The sequence below is a fragment of the Variovorax sp. TBS-050B genome (assembly GCF_029893635.1).
GTDB lineage: Bacteria > Pseudomonadota > Gammaproteobacteria > Burkholderiales > Burkholderiaceae_C > Variovorax.
Map to the genome: position 1 here is coordinate 3757738 of NZ_JARXYR010000002.1, position 20919 is coordinate 3778656.

Here is a 20919-nt window from a genome sequence, read left to right on the forward strand (position 1 = left end):
CGATTGACAGTGCCTGAGGTTTACCCTAGATTACTAACCGGTGGGTCAGTAATGGCCCGGTTCGACCTTTTCCTGGGTGCCTCATGACCGCCTCTTCCGGCCTTTCCCCCCTCGTGCGCAGCGCCGCCTGGCTGCTGCTTCCCGCCTTGTTCCTGGCCGGCTGTTCGCAGTCCCAACCCGCCGAGGAGCCGGTCCGCGCGGTCAAGCTCGTGACCGTGGGAACGAGCGAGTTCGACACCCAGCCCGAGTTTTCGGCCGAGGTGCGCGCGCGGGTGGAGTCGCGCCTGGGCTTCCGCGTCGCGGGCAAGATCACGAAGCGGCAGGCCGAACTGGGCCAGCATGTGCAGGCGGGCCAGGCGCTTGCGCAGCTCGATCCGCAGGACTACCGGCTCGCGGCCGAAGCGGCGCGTGCGCAGCTGGCCGCGGCGCAGACCAACCGCGACCTCGCGGCCGCCGACCTGAAGCGCTACCGCGAGCTGCGCGAACAGAACTTCATCAGCGGCGCCGAGCTCGAGCGCCGCGAATCGACCTGGAAGGCCGCGCAGGCCCAGTTCGAGCAGGCGCAGGCGCAACTGACGTCGCAGGGCAACCAGGCGAGCTACACCACGCTGGTGGCCGACGTGGCGGGCGTCGTCACGGCCGTCGAGGCCGAGCCGGGGCAGGTGGTGCAGGCCGGCACGCCGGTGGTGCGCATCGCGCAGGACGGCGCGCGCGACGTGGTGTTCGCGGTGCCCGAGGACCGCGCCGGCCTCATCAAGCCCGGCACGCCGGTGACGGTGCGCGGCTGGTCGGGCGGCAGCGAGCTCGAGGGCCAGGTGCGCGAAGTCGCCGCCAGCGCCGACGCGGTCACGCGGACCTACACCGTCAAGGTGGCGATCGACGCGGCCGACGCGCCTGCGCTGGGCGCCACGGTCTATGCGCGGCCGCAGGCGCTCGCGCGTGCGGGCAACCCGGTCATCAAGCTGCCGACCAGCGCGCTGCGCCAGGAAGGCAAGGGCACGGCGGTCTGGGTGCTCGACAAGTCGACCATGACGGTCCGCTCGCAGCCGGTGCAGGTGGCGACGGCTGACGGCAACGAGGCAGTGATCAGCGCCGGGCTCTCGCCGGGCATGATGGTCGTGGCCGCCGGCGTGCACGTGCTCTCGCCGGGCCAGAAGGTCACGATCTACCAGTCGAAGGAGGCGGCCGCCATGGCCGCCAACGCGAAGGCGCCTGTGCAGCAGCCCGCGGTGCCGGTCGCCGCGACGAAGAAGGAAGCCGCAGCAGGTGCCGCCAAATGACGCAGCCCGCGGCCACCACCAACGGCAAGCCCGCAGGCTTCAATCTCTCCAAATGGGCGCTGGACCACGCGCCGCTCACGCGCTACCTGATGGTGGTGCTGATGGTGCTGGGCACCTTCGCCTATTTCCAGCTCGGGCAGGACGAGGATCCGCCCTTCACCTTCCGCGCGATGGTGGTGCGCACCTACTGGCCCGGCGCGACCGCGCAGCAGGTGGCCGAGCAGGTGACCGACAAGCTCGAGCGCACGCTGCAGGAGGCGCCCTATGCGGACAAGATCCGCAGCTATTCCAAGCCGGGCGAGTCGCAGATCATCTTCAACATCAAGGACTCGTCCAAGCCCGGCGAGGTGGCGAACGTCTGGTACACGGTGCGCAAGAAGATCGGCGACATGCGCGCCACGCTGCCGCCGGGCGTGCAGGGGCCGTTCTTCAATGACGAGTTCGGCGACGTCTACGGCGTGATCTACGCCCTCGAGAGCGAGGGCTTCAGCTACGCCGAGCTCAAGTCCATGGCCGACGACGTGCGCCAGCAGTTGCTGCGCGTGAAGGACGTGGCCAAGGTCGAGCAGTTCGGCGTGCAGGACGAGAAGGTCTACATCGAGATCTCGCAGAAGCGCCTGGCGCAGCTCGGGCTCGACTTCAACGCGGTGCTGCAGCAGCTCGGCTCGCAGAACGCGGTGGAGAGCGCGGGCGCGATCCAGTCGCCGCTCGACGTGGTGCAGGTGCGCGTGGGCGGCCAGTTCACGAGCGTCGAGCAACTGCGCGAGATGCCGATCCGCGGCAGCTCGGGCAATCAATTGCGGCTCGGCGACATCGCCGAGATCCGCCGTGGCTACGTCGATCCGCCCGCGGTCAAGGTGCGCCACCAGGGCAAGGAAGTGATCGCGCTCGGGGTCTCGATGGCCAAGGGCGGCGACATCATCGCGCTCGGCGAGGCACTGCGTGCCGCGACCGTGCAGATCGACCAGCAGCTGCCCGCGGGCGTCAAGCTCGCGCAGGTGCAGGACCAGCCGGTGGCGGTGGCCAGTTCGGTCAACGAATTCGTCGGCGTGCTGATCGAGGCGGTGGCGATCGTGCTGGCGGTGAGCATCATCTCGCTCGGGCTGCACAAGGGCGGGCGCTTCGGCTGGTACATCGACATGCGGCCCGGCCTGGTGGTGGCGATCACGATCCCGCTGGTGCTGGCCGTGACCTTCCTGGCCATGAACTACTTCGGCATCGGCCTGCACAAGATATCGCTCGGCTCGCTGATCATCGCGCTCGGCCTGCTGGTGGACGACGCGATCATCGCGGTCGAGATGATGGTGCGGAAGATGGAGGAGGGCTACGACAAGGTGCGCGCCGCCACCTTCGCCTACGACGTCACGGCCAAGCCGATGCTGACCGGTACGCTGATCACGGCCGCGGGCTTTCTGCCGATCGGCATCGCGAAGTCGGTGACGGGCGAATACACCTTCGCGATCTTCGCGGTGACGGTGATCGCGCTCGTGCTCTCGTGGATCGTCTCGGTGTACTTCGTGCCCTACCTCGGCACGCTGCTGCTCAAGGTGAAGCCGCACGACCCGGACGCGCCGCCGCACGAGCTGTTCGACACCCCGTTCTACAACCGTTTCCGCCGTACCGTGGACTGGTGCGTGCAGCACCGCTGGATGACCATCGGCGCCACGGTCCTGATCTTCGCGCTCGGCATCGTCGGCATGGGCAAGGTGCAGCAGCAGTTCTTCCCCGATTCGAGCCGGCCCGAGATCCTCGTGGACATCTGGTTCCCCGAAGGCACCTCGTTCGCGGCCAACGAAGAGGTCGCCAAGCGGGTCGAGCAGCGCATGATGCAGCAGGCGGGCGTGAAGACGGTCAGCAGTTGGGTCGGCTCGGGCGTGCCGCGCTTCTACCTGCCGCTGGACCAGGTGTTCCCGCAGAGCAACGTGTCGCAGTTCATCGTGCTCGCGAGCGACCTGAAGGTGCGCGAGAAGCTGCGCATCTCGCTGCCCGCGATGCTCGCGCAGGAGTTCCCCGAGGTGCGCGGCCGCGTGAAGCTGCTGCCCAACGGGCCGCCGGTGCCGTACCCGGTGCAGTTCCGCGTGATCGGCACCGACCCGGCCCAACTGCGCACGCATGCCGACGAGGTCAAGGCCGTGCTGCGCGAGAACGCCAACATGCGCGGCGTGAACGACAACTGGAACGAATCGGTCAAGGTGATCCGGCTCGAGATCGACCAGGCCAAGGCGCGCGCGCTCGGCGTGACCAGCCAGGCCATCGCGCAGGCCTCGCGCACGATGTTCTCGGGCACCACCGTCGGGCAGTACCGCGAGAACGACCTGCTGATCGATATCGTGCTGCGCCAGTCGGCGGACGAGCGCGAGGCGATCTCGGACATCGGTAACGCATACCTGCCCACGGCCTCGGGCCGTTCGATCCCGCTCACGCAGATCGCGCGCCCGGTGTTCACCTGGGAGCCCGGCGTGATGTGGCGCGAGAACCGCAACTACGCGATCACGGTGCAGGGCGACGTGGTCGAGGGCCTGCAGGGCGCCACCGTGACCGAGCAGCTGCTGCCCGAACTGCGCAAGCTCGAGGCCGGCTGGCATGCGGCCGGGCAGGGCGTCTACCGCATCGAGGTGGCCGGCGCGGTCGAGGAAAGCAGCAAGGGCTCGGCCTCGATCGTCGCGGGCGTGCCGATCATGCTGTTCCTGGTGTTCACGCTGCTGATGCTGCAGCTGCACAGCTTCAGCCGCTCGCTGCTGGTGTTCATCACCGGGCCGATGGGCATCGCCGGCGTGGCGGGCGCGCTGCTGCTGCTGAACCGGCCGTTCGGCTTCGTGGCGTTGCTGGGCGTGATCGCGCTCATGGGCATGATCCAGCGCAACGCGGTGATCCTGATCGACCAGATCGAGCACGACCGCGCGGCCGGCGTGCCGGCCTGGAACGCGATCGTCGAGTCGGCGGTGCGCCGGCTGCGGCCGATCGTGCTGACCGCGGCGGCGGCGGTGCTCGCGATGATCCCGCTCTCGCGCAGCGTGTTCTGGGGACCGATGGCGGTGGCCATCATGGGCGGGCTGATCGTTGCCACCGTGCTGACGCTGCTCGCGCTGCCGGCGATGTATGCGGCGGCGTTCCGGGTGAAGCGCGAACCCGGGTCGCCCGCGGATGCGGACCCGGACGCCGCGCCCAGCGCGCCGCTGCATTCGCAGCCGGCCTGAAGAAAGCCCGCACGGTTCGCGGCCGGAAGGCCCGAACTTTGCGACTAAAATACGCGGTTGACCGATTTCAAGCGGACGGTCTTCGGCCAGCGGGCATCCCGCGGCGCCGGAAGGCCGTCCGCTTTTGCATTCACCTGAAAAATGGCAATAGCGCGGGTGGCGAAATTGGTAGACGCACCAGGTTTAGGTCCTGACGTTCGCAAGAACGTGCCGGTTCGAGTCCGGCCCCGCGCACCAGCCACACCCCTCACAAGGAAGACACCATGACCGTGACCGTTGAAACCCTCGAGAAGCTCGAGCGCAAGATCACGCTGACCCTGCCGGTCGGCCTCATCCAGTCCGAAGTCGATTCGCGCCTCAAGAAGCTCGCGCGCACCGTCAAGATGGATGGTTTCCGGCCCGGCAAGGTGCCGATGAACGTGGTCGCCCAGCGCTACGGCTACTCGGTGCACTACGAGGTCATGAACGACAAGGTCGGCGAAGCCTTCTCCCAGGCCGCCAACGAAGCCAAGCTGCGCGTGGCCGGTCAGCCGCGCATCACCGAGAAGGAAGAGTCGCCCGAAGGCCAGCTCGCCTTCGACGCGGTGTTCGAGGTGTTCCCTGAAGTCAAGATCAACGACCTGTCGAATGCCGAGGTCGAGAAGCTCTCGGCCGAAGTGGGCGACGAGGCCATCGACAAGACGCTCGAGATCCTGCGCAAGCAGCGCCGCACCTTCGCACAGCGCGCGCAGGACGCCGTGGCCCAGGACGGCGACCGCGTGACGGTGGACTTCGAGGGCAAGATCGACGGCGAGCCGTTCCAGGGCGGCAAGGCCGAGGACTTCCAGTTCGTGGTCGGCGAAGGCCAGATGCTTAAGGAATTCGAAGACGCCGTGCGCGGCATGAAGTCCGGCGACAGCCGCACCTTCCCGCTGTCGTTCCCGGCCGACTACCACGGCAAGGACGTGGCCGGCAAGCAGGCCGACTTCATGGTCACCGTGAAGAAGATCGAAGCCTCGCACCTGCCCGAAGTCAACGAACAGCTCGCCAAGTCGCTCGGCATCCCCGACGCCACGGTCGAAGGCCTGCGCGCCGACATCAAGAAGAACCTCGAGCGCGAAGTCAAGTTCCGCCTGCTCGCGCGCAACAAGAACGCCGTGATGGACGCCCTGGTCGCCAACGCCGAGCTCGACCTCCCGAACGCCAGCGTGCATGCCGAAGTGAACCGCATGGTCGAAGGCGCCCGCGCCGAGCTGAAGCAGCGCGGCATCAAGGACGCCGACAAGGCGCCGATCCCCGAGGAAGTGTTCCGTCCGCAAGCCGAGCGCCGCGTGCGCCTGGGCCTGGTCGTGGCCGAACTCGTGCGTGCCAACAACCTGCAGGCCAAGCCCGAGCAGATCAAGGCCCACGTCGACGAACTCGCCGCCAGCTACGAGCGCCCGGCCGACGTGGTGCGCTGGTACTTCAGCGACAACAACCGCCTGGCCGAGGTCGAGGCCGTCGTCATCGAGAACAACGTGACCGACTTCGTGCTCGGCAAGGCCAAGGTCAAGGAAAAGTCGGTGACCTTCGACGAACTGATGGCGCAGCAGCAGGGCTGATCCGCCGCCGCCCGCTATGCGAATGGGGCTTGTGCTTTGCGGCACGAGCCCCATTTCACTCAGGCGTACAGTCGAAAACCCACACGAACGAATCCTTTCCCGGAGAGCAATTTCATGAGCGCACAGGACATCCAGAACCTCGGCATGATCCCGATGGTCATCGAGCAGTCGGGCCGCGGCGAGCGGTCGTATGACATCTACTCGCGTCTCCTCAAGGAACGCATCATCTTTCTGGTGGGCGAGGTGAACGACCAGACGGCCAACCTCGTGGTTGCGCAGCTGCTGTTCCTCGAGAGCGAGAACCCGGACAAGGACATTTCGTTCTACATCAACTCGCCCGGCGGCAGCGTGAGCGCCGGCATGGCGATCTACGACACCATGCAGTTCATCAAACCCGACGTATCGACCATGTGCATCGGCTTCGCGGCCAGCATGGGCGCCTTCCTGCTGGCGGCCGGCGAGAAGGGCAAGCGCTTCTCGCTGCCCAACTCGAAGATCATGATCCACCAGGTGCTCGGCGGCGCGCGCGGCCAGGCGACCGACATCGAGATCCATGCCCGGGACATCCTGCGCACCAAGGACCAGATGAACCGGATCCTGGCCGAACGCACCGGCCAGCCGCTGGAAAAGGTCAAGGCCGACACCGAGCGCGACTACTTCCTGACCGCCGACGAAGCCAAGGAATACGGCCTGGTCGACCAGGTCATCGCGAAGCGCGGTTGATTCCGGCTGCGGCGCCGGTGGCGCCAAAAGGCAAAAACGGCGTTTTCCCCACGGGAAACGCCGTTTTTGTTTAGTTATCATTGTCCCTACCCTGTAACGAGGCATCTGTCCATGGCCGAGAAAAAAGGCTCCTCCAGCGAAAAAACGCTTTATTGCTCGTTCTGCGGCAAGAGCCAGCATGAGGTCAAGAAGCTGATCGCGGGCCCTTCGGTCTTCATCTGCGACGAGTGCATCGACCTGTGCAACGAGATCATCCGCGACGAACTCCCCGCCGGTGAGGAGTCGCGCGAGGCGCGCAGCGACCTGCCGACGCCGCTCGAGATCAAGACCAACCTCGACAACTACGTGATCGGCCAGGAGCCGGCCAAGCGCATGCTGTCGGTGGCCGTCTACAACCACTACAAGCGCCTGCGCCACAAGGACAAGGCCAAGGGCGACGACGTCGAACTCAGCAAGAGCAACATCCTGCTGATCGGCCCCACGGGCTCCGGCAAGACGCTGCTCGCGCAAACGCTCGCGCGCATGCTCGACGTGCCCTTCGTGATGGCCGACGCCACCACGCTGACCGAGGCCGGCTACGTGGGCGAGGACGTCGAGAACATCATCCAGAAGCTGCTGCAGAGCTGCAACTACGAGGTCGAGCGCGCGCAGCGCGGCATCGTCTACATCGACGAGATCGACAAGATCTCGCGCAAGTCCGACAACCCCTCGATCACGCGCGACGTGTCGGGCGAGGGCGTGCAGCAGGCGCTGCTGAAGCTCATCGAGGGCACGATGGCGAGCGTGCCGCCGCAGGGCGGGCGCAAGCATCCGAACCAGGACTTCCTGCAGATCGACACGACCAACATCCTGTTCATCTGCGGCGGCGCCTTCGCCGGGCTCGAGAAGGTCATCGAGAACCGCACCGAAGCCTCGGGCATCGGCTTCGGTGCCTCGGTCAAGAGCAAGGCGCAGCGCAGCGTCACCGAGGTGTTCCGCGAGGTCGAGCCCGAAGACCTGATCAAGTTCGGCCTGATCCCCGAACTCGTCGGCCGCATGCCCGTGGTGGCCTCGCTCGCCGAGCTCACGGAAGACGCGCTGGTGCAGATCCTGACCGAACCCAAGAACGCGGTGGTCAAGCAGTTCACCAAGCTGCTGCAGATGGAAGGCGTCGACCTGGAGATCCGTCCTGCGGCGCTCAAGGCCATCGCGCGCAAGGCGCTGGCCCGCAAGACCGGCGCGCGCGGCCTGCGCTCGATCCTCGAGCAGTCGCTGATCGACACCATGTTCGAGCTGCCGAATGCCACCAACGTCGACAAGGTTGTGGTCGAAGAATCCACAATCGATGAAAACAAGCCGCCGCTGCTCGTGTACCGCGAGGCGGCCAAGAAGGCCTGAGTGAGCGCGGCGCCGGCGCTTCCATCCAGCAAGGCTCCCGGCGCCTTCGACAAAGACCGGGCGCGCGGGCTTGAAATGCCCGCCCGCCCATCCATCTTTGCTTGATCAATCAAAGGATATTCATGTCCGGTCATACCCCTCTGCCCGCCGAAGCGATCGACCTGCCGCTGTTGCCGCTGCGCGACGTCGTCGTCTTTCCCCACATGGTGATCCCGCTGTTCGTGGGGCGCCCCAAGAGCATCAAGGCGCTCGAACTGGCCATGGAAGCCGAGCGCCGCATCATGCTGGTGGCCCAGAAGGCCGCCGCCAAGGATGAGCCCTCGGTCGAGGACATGTTCGAGGTCGGCTGCGTGTCGACCATCCTGCAGATGCTCAAGCTGCCCGACGGCACCGTGAAGGTGCTGGTCGAGGGCCAGCAGCGCGCCCGCGTGAACCGCATCGACGACGGCGAGACCCATTTCACCGCCAACGTCACGCCGGTGGCGATGCCCGGGGGCGGCGAGAAGGGCACCGAGGTCGAGGCGCTGCGCCGCGCGGTGATGCAGCAGTTCGACCAGTACGTGAAGCTCAACAAGAAGATCCCGCCCGAGATCCTGACCTCGATCTCCAGCATCGACGACCCGGGCCGCCTGGCCGACACCATCGCCGCGCACCTGCCGCTCAAGCTCGACAACAAGCAGGCGGTGCTCGACCTCGACGACGTGAAGGCGCGGCTCGAGAACCTGTTCGGGCAGCTCGAGCGCGAAGTCGACATCCTCAACGTCGACAAGAAGATCCGCGGCCGCGTGAAGCGCCAGATGGAAAAGAACCAGCGCGACTTCTACCTCAACGAGCAGGTCAAGGCGATCCAGAAGGAGCTCGGCGAAGGCGAAGAGGGCGCGGACATCGAGGAGATCGAGAAGAAGATCAAGCTCGCCAAGATGCCCAAGGAAGCGCTCAAGAAGGCCGAGGGCGAGCTCAAGAAGCTCAAGCTGATGTCGCCCATGTCGGCCGAGGCCACCGTGGTGCGCAACTACATCGACGTGCTCGTCGGCCTGCCCTGGAGCAAGCGCACCAAGATCAAGCACGACCTCGCCAACGCCGAGGCGGTGCTCAATGCCGACCACTACGGCCTCGAGAAGGTCAAGGACCGCATCCTCGAGTACCTCGCGGTGCAGCAGCGCGTCGACAAGGTCAAGGCGCCGATCCTGTGCCTCGTGGGCCCGCCGGGCGTGGGCAAGACCTCGCTCGGCCAGTCGATCGCCAAGGCGACCGGCCGCAAGTACACCCGCATGGCGCTCGGCGGCATGCGCGACGAGGCCGAGATCCGCGGCCATCGCCGCACCTACATCGGCGCGCTGCCGGGCAAGGTGCTGCAGGGCCTGAGCAAGATCGGCACGCGCAATCCGCTGTTCCTGCTCGACGAGATCGACAAGCTCGGCACCGACTTCCGCGGCGATCCGTCGAGCGCGCTGCTCGAGGTGCTCGACCCCGAGCAGAACCACACCTTCGGCGACCACTACGTCGAGGTCGACTTCGACCTGAGCGACGTGATGTTCGTCGCGACCTCGAACTCGATGAACATCCCGCCGGCGCTGCTCGACCGGATGGAGGTCATCCGCCTCTCGGGCTATACCGAGGACGAGAAGACCAACATCGCGATCAAGTACCTGCTGCCCAAGCAGATGACGAACAACGGCGTGAAGGCCGACGAACTGCTCGTCACTGAAGAGGCCGTGCGCGACATCGTGCGCTACTACACCCGCGAGGCGGGCGTGCGTTCGCTCGAGCGCGAGCTGTCGAAGATCTGCCGCAAGGTGGTGAAGGGCCTGCTGCTCAAGCAGCTGACGCCGCAGGTCTTGGTGGACGGTGCGAACCTCAACGAATTCCTGGGCGTGCGCAAGTACAGCTTCGGCCTGGCCGAGAAGCAGAGCCAGGTCGGCCAGGTGGTCGGCCTCGCGTGGACCGAGGTCGGCGGCGATCTGCTCACCATCGAGGCGGTGACGATGCCCGGCAAGGGCGTGATCAGCCGCACCGGCTCGCTCGGCGACGTGATGAAGGAATCGGTCGAGGCCGCGCGCACCGTGGTGCGCAGCCGCGCACGGCGCCTGGGCATCAAGGACGAGGTGTTCGAGAAGCGCGACATCCATATCCACGTGCCCGACGGCGCCACGCCCAAGGACGGCCCGAGCGCCGGTGCCGCGATGACGACCGCCTTCGTGTCGGCGCTCACGGGCATTCCGGTGCGCAGCGACGTCGCGATGACGGGCGAGATCACGCTGCGCGGCGAGGTCACGGCCATCGGCGGCCTCAAGGAGAAGCTGCTGGCCGCGCTGCGCGGCGGCATCAAAACCGTGCTGATTCCCGAGGAGAACGCCAAGGACCTGCAGGACATTCCCGAGAACGTGAAGAACGGGCTCGAGATCGTTCCGGTCAAGTGGATCGACAAGGTGCTCGAGATCGCGCTCGAGAAGATGCCCGAGCCGCTCTCCGACGAGGAGGTCGCCGCTTCGGCCGCGGCGGTGGCCGAGCTCGCGAAGCAGCGCGAGTCGCAGGCCTCGGAAGGTTCGGTCAAACATTGAGCCTGCAGAACTTGCAGAGCCTCGAAAAAGTGTTCTATAATTCGAGGCTCGAAACGCGGGAATAGCTCAGTTGGTAGAGCGCAACCTTGCCAAGGTTGAGGTCGAGAGTTCGAGACTCTTTTCCCGCTCCAGTTTTGAAAAAGGGAAGCACTGCTTCCCTTTTTTTCGCAAGTTCGGTTTTAGCAGCGTGGCGCGATAGCAAAGCGGTTATGCAACGGATTGCAAATCCGTCTAGTCCGGTTCGACTCCGGATCGCGCCTCCATCCTCCTGCTCAGCTTGATCCACCCCTATCGAAAAATCGCCCCGCCAACCTGCGTTGCCGGGGCTGTTTTCGTTTGGGTTATCGTCGATGTCCAACCCGAAGCCCGGATGGTGAAATTGGTAGACACATCGGACTTAAAATCCGCCGCTTCCTTAATCGGGGCATACGGGTTCGACCCCCGTTCCGGGCACCACATTTAGACAAGGGAGCACACCATGCCTCGTTACAACGCTCCATTCGAAATCCATGTGCACGGCGACGTGCCGCTGCGCTCCGACGTCAGCTTCGAGCAGATCCAGGAAGCACTCAAGCCGCTGTGGGTCTACGCGGGCGCCAAGTCGCTGGCCGATGGCGCCACGAGCAGCTATGAAGAAGAGCCGGGCATCCGCTTCGAGCAGAAGGAACACATGCTCCAGATCTGCTGGACCGTCGCGGGCGACGAAGACTTCCGCCAGGCGCTCGACGAGATGTGCATGGGGCTCAACGAACTGTCGGAGCGCGGCGCTGCGATCGAGGTCACCTTCTACGACACCGATTTCGACGAGGAAGAGAGCGACCCCGAAGAGGAATCGCGCGACGACTTCCTGATGCTGTTCGTCGGTCCCAATCCGGCCGCGATCATGCAGGTGCAGCGCGACCTGCTCGTGGAAGACGTCGTCAACCTCATGGAGCGCCACTTCGACGGCGCCGAGCTCGGCGGCGTGGTGTCGGAGATCGACCGCCTCTTCAGCGACCGCTTCGATGCGCTCGTGAATTCGCTCGAGATCGGCAAGCGTCCGCGCGGCACCGGCGGCAGCAGCGGCGGTCACGGCGGCGGCCGCCGTCCGCGCCACCTGCACTGATCCCTTCGCGTCCGCACCGGCGGGCGCGCAACACGCCTGCCATGCGGCGCATTCACGATGGCCGCATGACCCTCCAGCTCTTTCCTTCCTCCGCCCTCAACACCGGCGTGCGCAAGCGCGAGGTGTTCGGCTGGGCGATGTACGACTTCGCCAACTCCGGCTACACCACCGTGGTGATCACGGCGGTGTTCGCCGCGTACTTCGTCGGCGGCATCGCCAAGGGCGCACCGTGGGCGACCTTCGCATGGACGGCCGCGCTCAGCATCTCCTATGCGATCGTGATGCTCTCGATGCCCGCGATCGGCGCCTGGGCCGACGCGCGCGCGGCGAAGAAGCGCGTGCTCGTCACCGTGACGGCGGGCTGCGTGGCGGCCACCGCGGCGCTGGCGCTGACGCCAGGATTCGCCGGGCCAACGGGCGTGGCGCTCGCGATGGCACTGGTCATCGTCTCGAACACCTTCTATTCCTACGGCGAGTCGCTCACCGGCGCCTTCCTGCCCGAGCTCGCGACGGCCGAGGGCATGGGCAAGGTCAGCGGATGGGGCTGGGGCTTCGGCTACATCGGCGGGATGCTCGCGCTCGGTCTGTGCCTGGCCTATGTGCTGTCGGCACAGGCGAAGGGTCTGCCGGCGTCGCATTTCGTGCCGGTCACGATGCTGATCACGGCCGCGATCTACGGCAGCGCCGCCTGCGCGACCTTCGTGCTGCTGCCCGAGCGCGCGCGGCCCCAGCCCGCGCGGCGCGCCCAAGGCGCATGGCTGCAGTTGCGCGCCACGCTGCGGGAGGCGCGCGGCTACCGCGACTTCATGCAGCTGCTGATCTGCACCGTCTGCTACCAGGGCGGCGTGGCGGTGGCGATCGCGCTGGCGGCGATCTATGCCGAGCAGGTGATCGGCTTCGTGGCGAGCGAGACCATGGTGCTGATCTTCGTGCTCAACCTCGCGGCCGCGCTCGGCGCCTTCGGCTTCGGCTACCTGCAGGACCGCATCGGCCACAAGATCTCTCTCGCCGGCACGCTGGTGGCCTGGATCGCGGTGTGCGTGATCGCCGCAGCGGCCACGACCAAGGGCGCCTTCTGGTGGGCGGCCGCGATCGCCGGCTTGTCCATGGGCTCGAGCCAGTCGGCCGGCCGCGCGATGACGGGCTATCTCGCACCGCCGCGGCAGCTGGCCGAGTTCTTCGGCCTCTGGACCTTCGCGACGCGGTTGGCGAGCATCGTCGGCCCGCTGATGTTCGGCGCCATCACCTGGGCCACGGGCGGCAACCAGCGCATCGCGATCCTGTCGACCGCGGCACTGTTCGTCGCCGGGCTCCTGCTGCTGCTGCCGATCGACATGGCGCGCGGCCGCGAGGCCGCGCTGCGCAGCCGCTGACGCAGGTCAGGGCTGCCGGTCGCCGAACAGGCTGTCGTTGGTCAAGGGCCAGCCGGCGGCCGGTGCATAGCGCACGGTCCAGTTGGCCGGGTCCTTCACGCGCGCCGCGAAGGCCGCGAGGTCCGAGCGGTCGAGCGAGCCGGTGTAGATCGCGTTGGTCTGATTGGCAGGGGACACGGTGAACGAGAAGCCGGTGCCGGCGCTGGTGACCGCATCGGGAATGGTGCCGGCGGGGCCGCCGAGCGTGAGGCTCGCGAGGAAGTTGCCGACCGAGGTGATCTCACCGGCCTTGCCGTTGTCGAGTCCGGCGATGGCGCCGCCCGTGAAGGCATAGATCGTTTCGGACTTGCCGACACCGCCCGGCGCGCCGAGCGTGGTGCCCTTGTCGGCGACGGGATTGCCGGTGACGTCGGTCTGGATCGTCACGATGGTGCCGGCCGGCAGGTTCTGATCGGCGGTCCAGACGTAGGCAGACTCGTTCGTGAGGCCGCTGAATTCGAGCGTGCCCGCCTTGCGGTCGCGGTCGGTGAACATCACCTGCGTTCCGCCGTTCACGGCCTTGAGCAGCACGAAGGCGAAGGCATCCGGCGCTTCGGCATTGCCTGCCATGAAGAGCAGGTCGCCCGCGGCCAGCGCCGTCGGTCCGGCGGCCGTCACGAAGCTCAATTGGCTCGGGTCCGAGATGCCCGCGTAGGCATTGCCGGCCGCATCGACGATCGCATTGGCATCGACCGTGAGGTAGTAGCCGGTCCCGTTCTCGAGCCTGGCGCTCGGCAGCAGCGTGAGCACGTTGAAGGCGAGCCGGACCCGGGCTGCCGTGCTGGCTGCGTTGAAGGTCTCGACCACGCTGCCATCGGCCTTGTGCAACACGATGTGGCCGGTGCCGAGGCGAACGGCTTCGTTGAGGCTCAGCACGATCGGTGCGTCGGTGTTCACGCCCACGCGACCGGCCGCGGGCGTGGCGAGCTTCAGCTTCGGGCCGGCGGTGTCGGCCAGGGGCTGGCCGAGCCGCACGACGAAGCCTTCGAATTTCTGGTCCGCGGGCGGAAGATCCTTCGACACGGTGGCGCCGTCCCATTTGGTGTCGCCGTTGTCGAGCAGCAATTGCACCTCCGTGCCCGCGGCCACGGGGCCGGGCACCTCGACGGCCGACTCGAAGCTGCCGCCCGTGGCCTTGCGCAGGCTGTCCAGGTCGTTCGACAGCTCCACGGGCGCTTCGCCCGCACGACCGCTCCAGGCGAAGAGGGCGAAGTTGCGGTCGACCAGTTCGCTCGCCGGACCCGCGGGGCCGGCGACGATGAGGTAGCGGCCGTCGCTGCCCTTGTCGATCGAGCGGATGCCGCGGCCGCCGAGATCGATCTCGATCGGCGCGCCGAAGCTTGCCTGCGTCTCGGTGCCCGCGACCAGCGCGGCGTAGTTCTGCACCGGCACGATCAGCGCGTGCGTGCGGGCTGCGCCGCCGACCTGCGGCGCACGGAAGCCCAGCCAGAGCGCGCCGTCGCCCGGTGCGGTGGCCATGCCTTCGATCGAGAAGCCGTTGACCTGCTCGGGCGCCACGCCCGCGCCGGCCGATGCCGCGAAGCCGAAGTGGTTGGCGCCCAGGCCGTGGACGTTGCCGCTGTCCCAGGCCACCAGCTGGCTTTCGAGCAGCGAGAACTGGCCGATGTAGCTGAAGACGGTCGCGGCGCCGGTGCCGACGACCTTCACCGCGAACAGATGCGAACGGTCGGGCGTGTCGGCGCCGTCCTTCTTGTTGCTGTTCGAGCCGGTGAAGTAGAGCGTGTCGCCCACGCGGGTGCCGGCTTCGAGGTCGAGCTCCTTCGCGAGCTTGGGGCCATTGAGCTTGTAGCTCCACTCGTTGACCGCCGCGCCGCCGGCGCGCGGGTAGACGCGCAGCACGTTGGCCTCGTCATCGGCCACGATCATGTAGCCGCCGGGCAGTGCGATGGCGGTGGAGGCGTCGGACGAGCCTTCGGTGGTGCCGGCGTTTGGGGTGAACTGCGCCTTCGATACGAGCGGGTCGGGCTCCGTGGCCGGCGGTTCCGTGGCGGGCGGCTCGGCCGCTGGCGGCACCGGCGCAGCGGCGACCGGCGGCGCGATCGGCGCGAAGAAGGCACCGCCACCTCCGCTGCCGCCGCCGCACGCGGCCAGCAGAACGCCGAGGGCGCTGGCGAGCAGCAGCGGCTTGAAGGGAAGGGCGGCGGTCGGGGTCGGGTTCATGGTGCGCGGTGGTTGCAAACAAACCGCGCATGCTGATGCTTTGGTATGACAGCGCCGTGAAGACCGGCGCCGGCGCGCCGCTCAGGGCACCTGTTCGCGCAAGGACCTGGGCACCCGGTAGCGCTCGCCGTCGTAGCGAAGCGTCACGGTGTCGAAGCGCGCGGGCAGCGGCTTCTCGGTGCAGCTCTGGTCCTCCTGCAGCTGCGCACGGCTCTGCACGCGGGTGCGCGACAGCTGCAGGTCGTGCCAGCCGTTGCTCGTCGACTTCGCCACCGACAGCATCGAGCGCAGCTTCTCGAAGCGGCCGGTGCAGCTGTGGTCCCACTCGCCGCTGTCGTGGTCGAGCTCGATCTCCTGCAGCACCTGGCGCAGCTTGCCGCCCTGCGGCACGTAGAGCCGCAAGGTCTCGATCGCGACCGAGCTGCCCGGTGCGGTGCCGCGGTAGCGCACGCGCAGGCCGAAGGCGCGCGTGCCGGCCGCGAGCACGTAGCGCGAGGTGTCGATGCGGATGTCCTGGATCGCGGTGGCGCTGTCCTCGTCGAGCGCTTCGGGCTGAAAGATGCGGCCGATGACGGTGTCGCGCTCGGTGTTGCCGTTGTCGGGGCGCTGGATCAGCAGCAGCTCGAGGTCGAACACCTTGGCGCCGGCACTGCTGGTCTCGTGCCGTATCGGCAGCACCACGATGCTGCGGTCGGGGAAGGCCGGCCAGGGCTTGCAGGCGGCCAGCCGCTCGTCGAGCGCCCGGTTCGGGTACAGCTTGGCATGCATGCGCTCGGCGAGGCCGCTTTCGCAGGCGGCATGGCCGGCGCCCGCGGCCGCCACGCCCAGCAGGAGCATCAGGATGCGACGCAGCATCTCAGCCGGGAATCGTTGCCGCAGGCACGGCGATGGGCCGCGCCTGCGGCGGCAGCCAGTGCGCGGCCGCGGCCTCGAGCGCGGCCAGGTCGCCGCTGCCCGCGAGCAGCAGCGCGCCGTCGTCGCCATCCGCCGCCAGCCGGCTGAGGGCTGAGAGCACGCGGCGCGTCTGCAGCGCCACGGCGGCACCGGTGTCGATGAAGCGCAGCGCCGATGGCGCATGGCGCTGAAGCACATGCTGCACGAGCGGATAGTGCGTGCAGCCGAGCACCACCGTGTCGACCTCGCCGGCACCCGTTCCAAACGGGCCGGCCTCGGCCATGTAGCGCGCGCAGAGGGTTTCGATGGCCGCGGCGTCGAAGCCTTCGATCGCCTTCACGAGGCCGTCGCAGGGCACCGGCCGCACCGTCGCGGCGCCGGCGAAGGTCTCGCGCAGGGCGGCGTACTTGGCGCTGGCGAGCGTCCCGCGCGTGGCGAGCACCGCGATGTGCCCGGTGCGGCTTGCCGCCACTGCCGGCTTGAGCGCGGGCTCCAGGCCCACGATCGGCAGCGCGGGATGCTCGGCGCGCAGCAGGTGGATCGCCGCCGTGGTGGCCGTGTTGCAGGCCACCACCAGCGCCTTGATGCCGTGTTCGCGGATCAGCTGGCCGGTCACGGCGCGCGAGCGCTCGATCACGTAGGCATCGCCGCGCTCGCCGTAGGGCGCGAATGCGGTGTCGGCGAAATAGACGAAGCGCTCGTGCGGCAGCTCCGCGCGCAGCGCGGCCAGCACGCTGAGCCCGCCGACCCCGCTGTCGAAGACGCCGACGGGGTTCAAGCTCAGGCTTCTTCCATCATGATGGTCTTGAACTCGCCGCTGGCGATGCGCTTCTGCCACTCGGCCGGGCCGGTGATGTGCGCGCTGGTGCCGCCGGCGTCGACCGCCACCGTCACCGGCATGTCGACCACGTCGAATTCGTAGATGGCTTCCATGCCGAGGTCCTCGAAGCCCACCACCTTGGCGGTCTTGATCGCCTTGCTCACGAGGTAGGCGGCGCCGCCCACGGCCATGAGGTAGGCGCTCTTGTGCTTCTTGATCGCCTCGATCGCGACGGGGCCGCGCTCGGCCTTGCCGATCATCGCGATCAGGCCGGTCTGGGCCAGCATCATCTCGGTGAAGCCGTCCATGCGCGTGGCCGTGGTCGGGCCCGCCGGGCCCACGGCCTCGTCGCCCACCGGGTCGACGGGGCCGACGTAGTAGATGACGCGGTTCGTGAAGTCGACCGGCAGCTTCTCGCCCTTGGCCAGCATGCCCTGGATGCGCTTGTGCGCCGCGTCGCGGCCGGTGAGCATCTTGCCGTTGAGCAGCAGGGTGTCGCCAGGCTTCCAGCTCGCGACCTCGGCGGGCGTGAGGCGGTCGAGGTCGACGCGCTTGCTCTTCTTCTCGTCGGGCGCCCAGTTCACCTCGGGCCACAGGTCGAGCGAGGGCGGGTCGAGGTACACCGCGCCGCTGCCGTCGAGCACGAAGTGCGCATGGCGCGTCGCGGCGCAGTTCGGGATCATCGCCACCGGCTTGCTGGCCGCGTGCGTGGGGTACATCTTGATCTTGATGTCGAGCACGGTCGACAGGCCGCCCAGGCCCTGCGCGCCGATGCCGAGCGCATTGACCTTCTCGTAGAGCTCCAGGCGCAGTTCCTCGACCTTGGAGAGCGGCTCCTTGCGCGCGGCCTTGGCCTGCAGCTCGTGCATGTCGAGGTCGTCCATCAGGCTTTCCTTGGCCATCAGCGCCGCCTTCTCTGCGGTGCCGCCGATGCCGATGCCCAGCATGCCCGGCGGGCACCAGCCGGCGCCCATGGTCGGCACGGTCTTGAGCACCCAGTCGACCACGCTGTCGCCGGGGTTCAGCATCACGAGCTTGCTCTTGTTCTCGCTGCCGCCGCCCTTGGCCGCGACCGTCACTTCCACCGTGTTGCCGGGCACGATCTCGGTGAAGATCACCGCGGGCGTGTTGTCCTTGGTGTTCTTGCGCTCGAACTGCGGATCGGCCACGACCGAGGCGCGCAGCGTGTTGTCCGGATGGTTGTAGCCGCGGCGCACGCCTTCGTTGATCGCGTCGTCGAGGCTGCCGGTGAAGCCGCCCCAGCGCACGTCCATGCCCACCTTGAGGAACACGTTGACGATGCCGGTGTCCTGGCAGATCGGGCGGTGGCCCGTGGCGCTCATCTTGCTGTTGGTCAGGATCTGCGCGATCGCGTCCTTGGCGGCCGGGCTCTGCTCGCGCTCGTAGGCCTTGGCGAGGTGGGCGATGTAGTCGGCGGGGTGGTAGTAGCTGATGTACTGCAGCGCGGCGCTGATCGATTCGATCAGGTCGGCCTGCTGGATCGTGGTCGTCATGGTGGGGGAGTGCTTTTGGAGTGTGGAAACGCTCCCCGATTATCTCAGCCGCCGCCAGCCCCCGCCGGACCGGGGCGGACGCTACCGCGCCGCGGCCCGCGCCTCGGCGATCCAGCCGTCGAAGAGCTGCTGGTGCGCCCGGATCCAGCCGTCCGCGTGGCGCGCCACGTCCTGCGGCGAACTGGCGCCCTGGCTCATGCGCAGGTTCTGGGCGTTGATGTCGCCGATCGGCAGCTTCATCAGCTCGAACAGCTTCGCCGCGGCCGGGTTCTTTTCGATGAAGGCGCGGTTGGCCACGATCCGTTCTTCGTTCGCGAGGAAGCCGTAGTTCCGGCCGTTCGGCAACTGCGTGTCGACGTTCCCGCCGTCCTGCGAGGACGAGAAGGGCACCTGCAGCCACACCACGTCCGCGCCAGGGCGCAGCACCGCGCTGACCCAGTAGGGCGTCCAGGTGTAGTAGAGGACTGGCTTGTCCTGTTTGAAGCGCGCGATGGTGTCGGCCATCAGCGCGGCGTAGCTGCCCTGCTTGTGGGTGACGGTGTCGCGCAGGTGGTAGGCGGTGAGGTGGTTCTCGATCGCCAGTTCGCAGCCCCAGCCGGGATTGCAGCCTGTGAGGTCGGCCTTGCCGTCGCCGTCCGCATCGAACAGTCGGGCGATGGCGGGGTCTCTGAGCTGCGCGATGTTGGTGATGCCGTACTGCTCGGCGGTCTTGCGGTCGATCAGATAGCCCTGCACCGCGCCTTCCGAGTACACGCCCTCGCGCCACAGCTTCGCGTCGCCGCCGCTGTTCCGGTAGAAGTCGGCATGCAGCAGGCTCCAGTGGTGGGCCATGAAGGTGGCGTCGCCGTTGGCGATGGCCAGGTGCTCGGTGGCGGGTTCGAGGTCGCGCATCGGCTCCACGGTGTAGCCGAGCTTCTCGAGCCCGCGCATCACGAGCAGCGTCTGGAAAGCCTCTTCGGCGAGCGAGCTCTTGAGCGGCCGCACGGTCACGCCCTGGCCGGGGAGGTCGTCGGCCGCCAGGGCGGCGAGGGCCGTGGTGGCGAAGGCGAGGGCGAGCAGGCCGCGTGCGAAGAGACGGGTCGTGAGCTTTGTCATGCGTGTTCCCTTCCTTCTCATTGCGCCTGGGTCGACAGGGCGGGCGCCGGTTCGTCCGCCGGTCGGCCCGGCGCCACGGCGTGCTGCAGCAGGCGCAGCACCAGGCCTGCCGGGCCGGTGTGCCACCAGCGGCGGCCGGCGGCACGGCGCGAGCGGCCCATGGCCTGCGTCAAGCGGTCGAGCGAAATGGCCAGCAGCACGATGCCCAGGCCGCCGACGGTCGCCAGGCCCATGTCGAGCCGCCCGATGCCGCGCAGCACCATCTGCCCCAGGCCGCCGACCGCGATCATCGAGGCGATCACCACCATCGAGAGCGACAGCATCAGCGCCTGGTTGATGCCCGCCATGATCGACGGCATGGCGAGCGGCAGCTGCACCTTCACGAGCATCTGCCACGGCGAGGCGCCATAGGCGCGCGCGGCTTCGATGAGGTCGGGGCGCACCTGGCGCAGGCCCAGGTTGGTCAGGCGCACCAGCGGCGCCAGCGCGAAGATGATGGTCACGATCACGCCCGGCACGTTGCCGATGCCGAACAGCATCACCACCGGCACCAGGTAGACGAAGGCGGGCGTGGTCTGCATCGCGTCGAGCACCGGGCGCATCACGCGCTGGGCGCGGTCGCTGCTGGCCAGCAGCACGCCGAGCGGCAGGCCGATCAGCATGCAGAACACCAGCGAGGTCAGCACCAGCGACAGCGTGACCATCGCCTCGGGCCAGATGCCGAGCATGGCCACCAGCAGCAGCGCGACGGTGGTGCCGATCGCCAAGGCACGGCCCGCGAACTGCCAAGCCAGCAGGCCCACGAGCGCGATCATCGCCAGCGTGGGCAGGCCGGTGAGCAGGCCCTGCACCCAGTTCAGCGTGCCGTCGATCGGCAGCCGCACGGTCTGGAAGAAGGGGCGGAAGTGCTCGACCACCCAGCCGAGGCCCTGGTTGATCCAGGCTTCGACCGGCAGCGAGCCGTCCCACAGGCGGTGCAGTGCAAGACCCGTGGTGGCGGGATCGGCGGCATTCGTGGTGGCAGCGGCGGCCCCCTGGGCCGGTGCGTCGAGCCAGGCGCTCGTGGCCGAGGCATCGGGTGCGGCGGAGAGTGCCTGCCACGGGTCGGTGTAGACGGCAGCAGCGATGGCGTCGTGGCCCAGTTCGGAGGGGAGTGCGTTGTCGTTCATCGGTTCGGTTT

At 67.8% G+C, this 20919-nt stretch carries 14 protein-coding genes and 4 tRNA genes; 12 read left to right on the plus strand and 6 right to left on the minus strand.

The features are described 5' to 3' along the window. Positions 1-83 precede the first annotated feature (83 nt). From M2165_RS20410 to M2165_RS20465, 12 genes are all read left to right on the plus strand, one after another. Positions 84-1280: an efflux RND transporter periplasmic adaptor subunit gene (locus tag M2165_RS20410; protein ID WP_280816410.1), complete on the plus strand. Its 1197-nt coding sequence runs from the start codon at positions 84-86 to the stop codon at positions 1278-1280. Beyond that, entirely contained in the window at positions 1277-4477 is a 3201-nt protein-coding gene (locus M2165_RS20415; protein ID WP_280816411.1) for an efflux RND transporter permease subunit, read from the plus strand. The genes M2165_RS20410 and M2165_RS20415 overlap by 4 nt, the downstream gene beginning before the upstream one ends. 150 nt (positions 4478-4627) lie before the next feature. Continuing rightward, positions 4628-4714: transfer RNA gene (locus M2165_RS20420), tRNA-Leu, on the plus strand. A gap of 26 nt (positions 4715-4740) precedes the next feature. Then, a complete protein-coding gene (gene tig, locus M2165_RS20425; protein WP_280816412.1) occupies positions 4741-6057 on the plus strand; it encodes a trigger factor in 1317 nt (438 codons plus the stop codon). A gap of 114 nt (positions 6058-6171) precedes the next feature. Next, positions 6172-6780, plus strand: coding sequence for an ATP-dependent Clp endopeptidase proteolytic subunit ClpP (gene clpP, locus M2165_RS20430; RefSeq protein WP_280816413.1), 609 nt, complete (start codon positions 6172-6174; stop codon positions 6778-6780). A 111-nt stretch (positions 6781-6891) separates the two neighbouring features. After that, the gene (clpX, locus tag M2165_RS20435; protein WP_280816414.1) at positions 6892-8157 is read left to right on the plus strand and encodes an ATP-dependent Clp protease ATP-binding subunit ClpX; all 1266 of its coding nucleotides are present in this window, start codon (positions 6892-6894) and stop codon (positions 8155-8157) included. Between the two features lie 122 nt (positions 8158-8279). Next, positions 8280-10718, plus strand: a complete 2439-nt coding sequence (lon, locus tag M2165_RS20440) for an endopeptidase La (RefSeq protein WP_280816415.1) — start codon at positions 8280-8282, stop codon at positions 10716-10718. Between the two features lie 55 nt (positions 10719-10773). Then, positions 10774-10849: transfer RNA gene (locus M2165_RS20445), tRNA-Gly, on the plus strand. 58 nt (positions 10850-10907) lie between these two features. Beyond that, a tRNA-Cys gene (locus M2165_RS20450) sits at positions 10908-10981 on the plus strand. Positions 10982-11082: 101 nt separating this feature from the next. Continuing rightward, positions 11083-11174 (plus strand) — tRNA-Leu (locus tag M2165_RS20455). Positions 11175-11196: 22 nt separating this feature from the next. Further along, the gene (locus M2165_RS20460; protein ID WP_280816416.1) at positions 11197-11823 is read left to right on the plus strand and encodes a DUF6806 family protein; all 627 of its coding nucleotides are present in this window, start codon (positions 11197-11199) and stop codon (positions 11821-11823) included. 65 nt (positions 11824-11888) lie between these two features. After that, positions 11889-13196 (plus strand): MFS transporter, encoded by a 1308-nt coding sequence (locus tag M2165_RS20465; protein WP_280816417.1) that lies wholly within the window; start codon positions 11889-11891, stop codon positions 13194-13196. A 6-nt stretch (positions 13197-13202) separates the two neighbouring features. Here the strand turns inward: M2165_RS20465 and M2165_RS20470 are convergent, their stop codons facing one another. From M2165_RS20470 to proW, 6 genes are all read right to left on the minus strand, one after another. Beyond that, positions 13203-15416 (minus strand): Ig-like domain-containing protein, encoded by a 2214-nt coding sequence (locus tag M2165_RS20470; RefSeq protein WP_280816418.1) that lies wholly within the window; start codon positions 15414-15416, stop codon positions 13203-13205. 81 nt (positions 15417-15497) lie between these two features. Further along, the gene (locus M2165_RS20475) at positions 15498-16271 is read right to left on the minus strand and encodes a hypothetical protein (RefSeq protein WP_280816419.1); all 774 of its coding nucleotides are present in this window, start codon (positions 16269-16271) and stop codon (positions 15498-15500) included. 1 nt (position 16272) lies between these two features. Beyond that, on the minus strand, positions 16273-17088 hold the full coding sequence (gene murI, locus M2165_RS20480; protein ID WP_280816420.1) for a glutamate racemase: 816 nt from the start codon (positions 17086-17088) through the stop codon (positions 16273-16275). Between the two features lie 2 nt (positions 17089-17090). Continuing rightward, on the minus strand, positions 17091-18644 hold the full coding sequence (locus tag M2165_RS20485; protein WP_280816421.1) for a fumarate hydratase: 1554 nt from the start codon (positions 18642-18644) through the stop codon (positions 17091-17093). Between the two features lie 81 nt (positions 18645-18725). Beyond that, entirely contained in the window at positions 18726-19739 is a 1014-nt protein-coding gene (gene proX, locus M2165_RS20490; protein ID WP_280816422.1) for a glycine betaine/L-proline ABC transporter substrate-binding protein ProX, read from the minus strand. 17 nt (positions 19740-19756) lie between these two features. Then, entirely contained in the window at positions 19757-20908 is a 1152-nt protein-coding gene (proW, locus tag M2165_RS20495; RefSeq protein ID WP_280816423.1) for a glycine betaine/L-proline ABC transporter permease ProW, read from the minus strand. Positions 20909-20919: the final 11 nt, after the last annotated feature.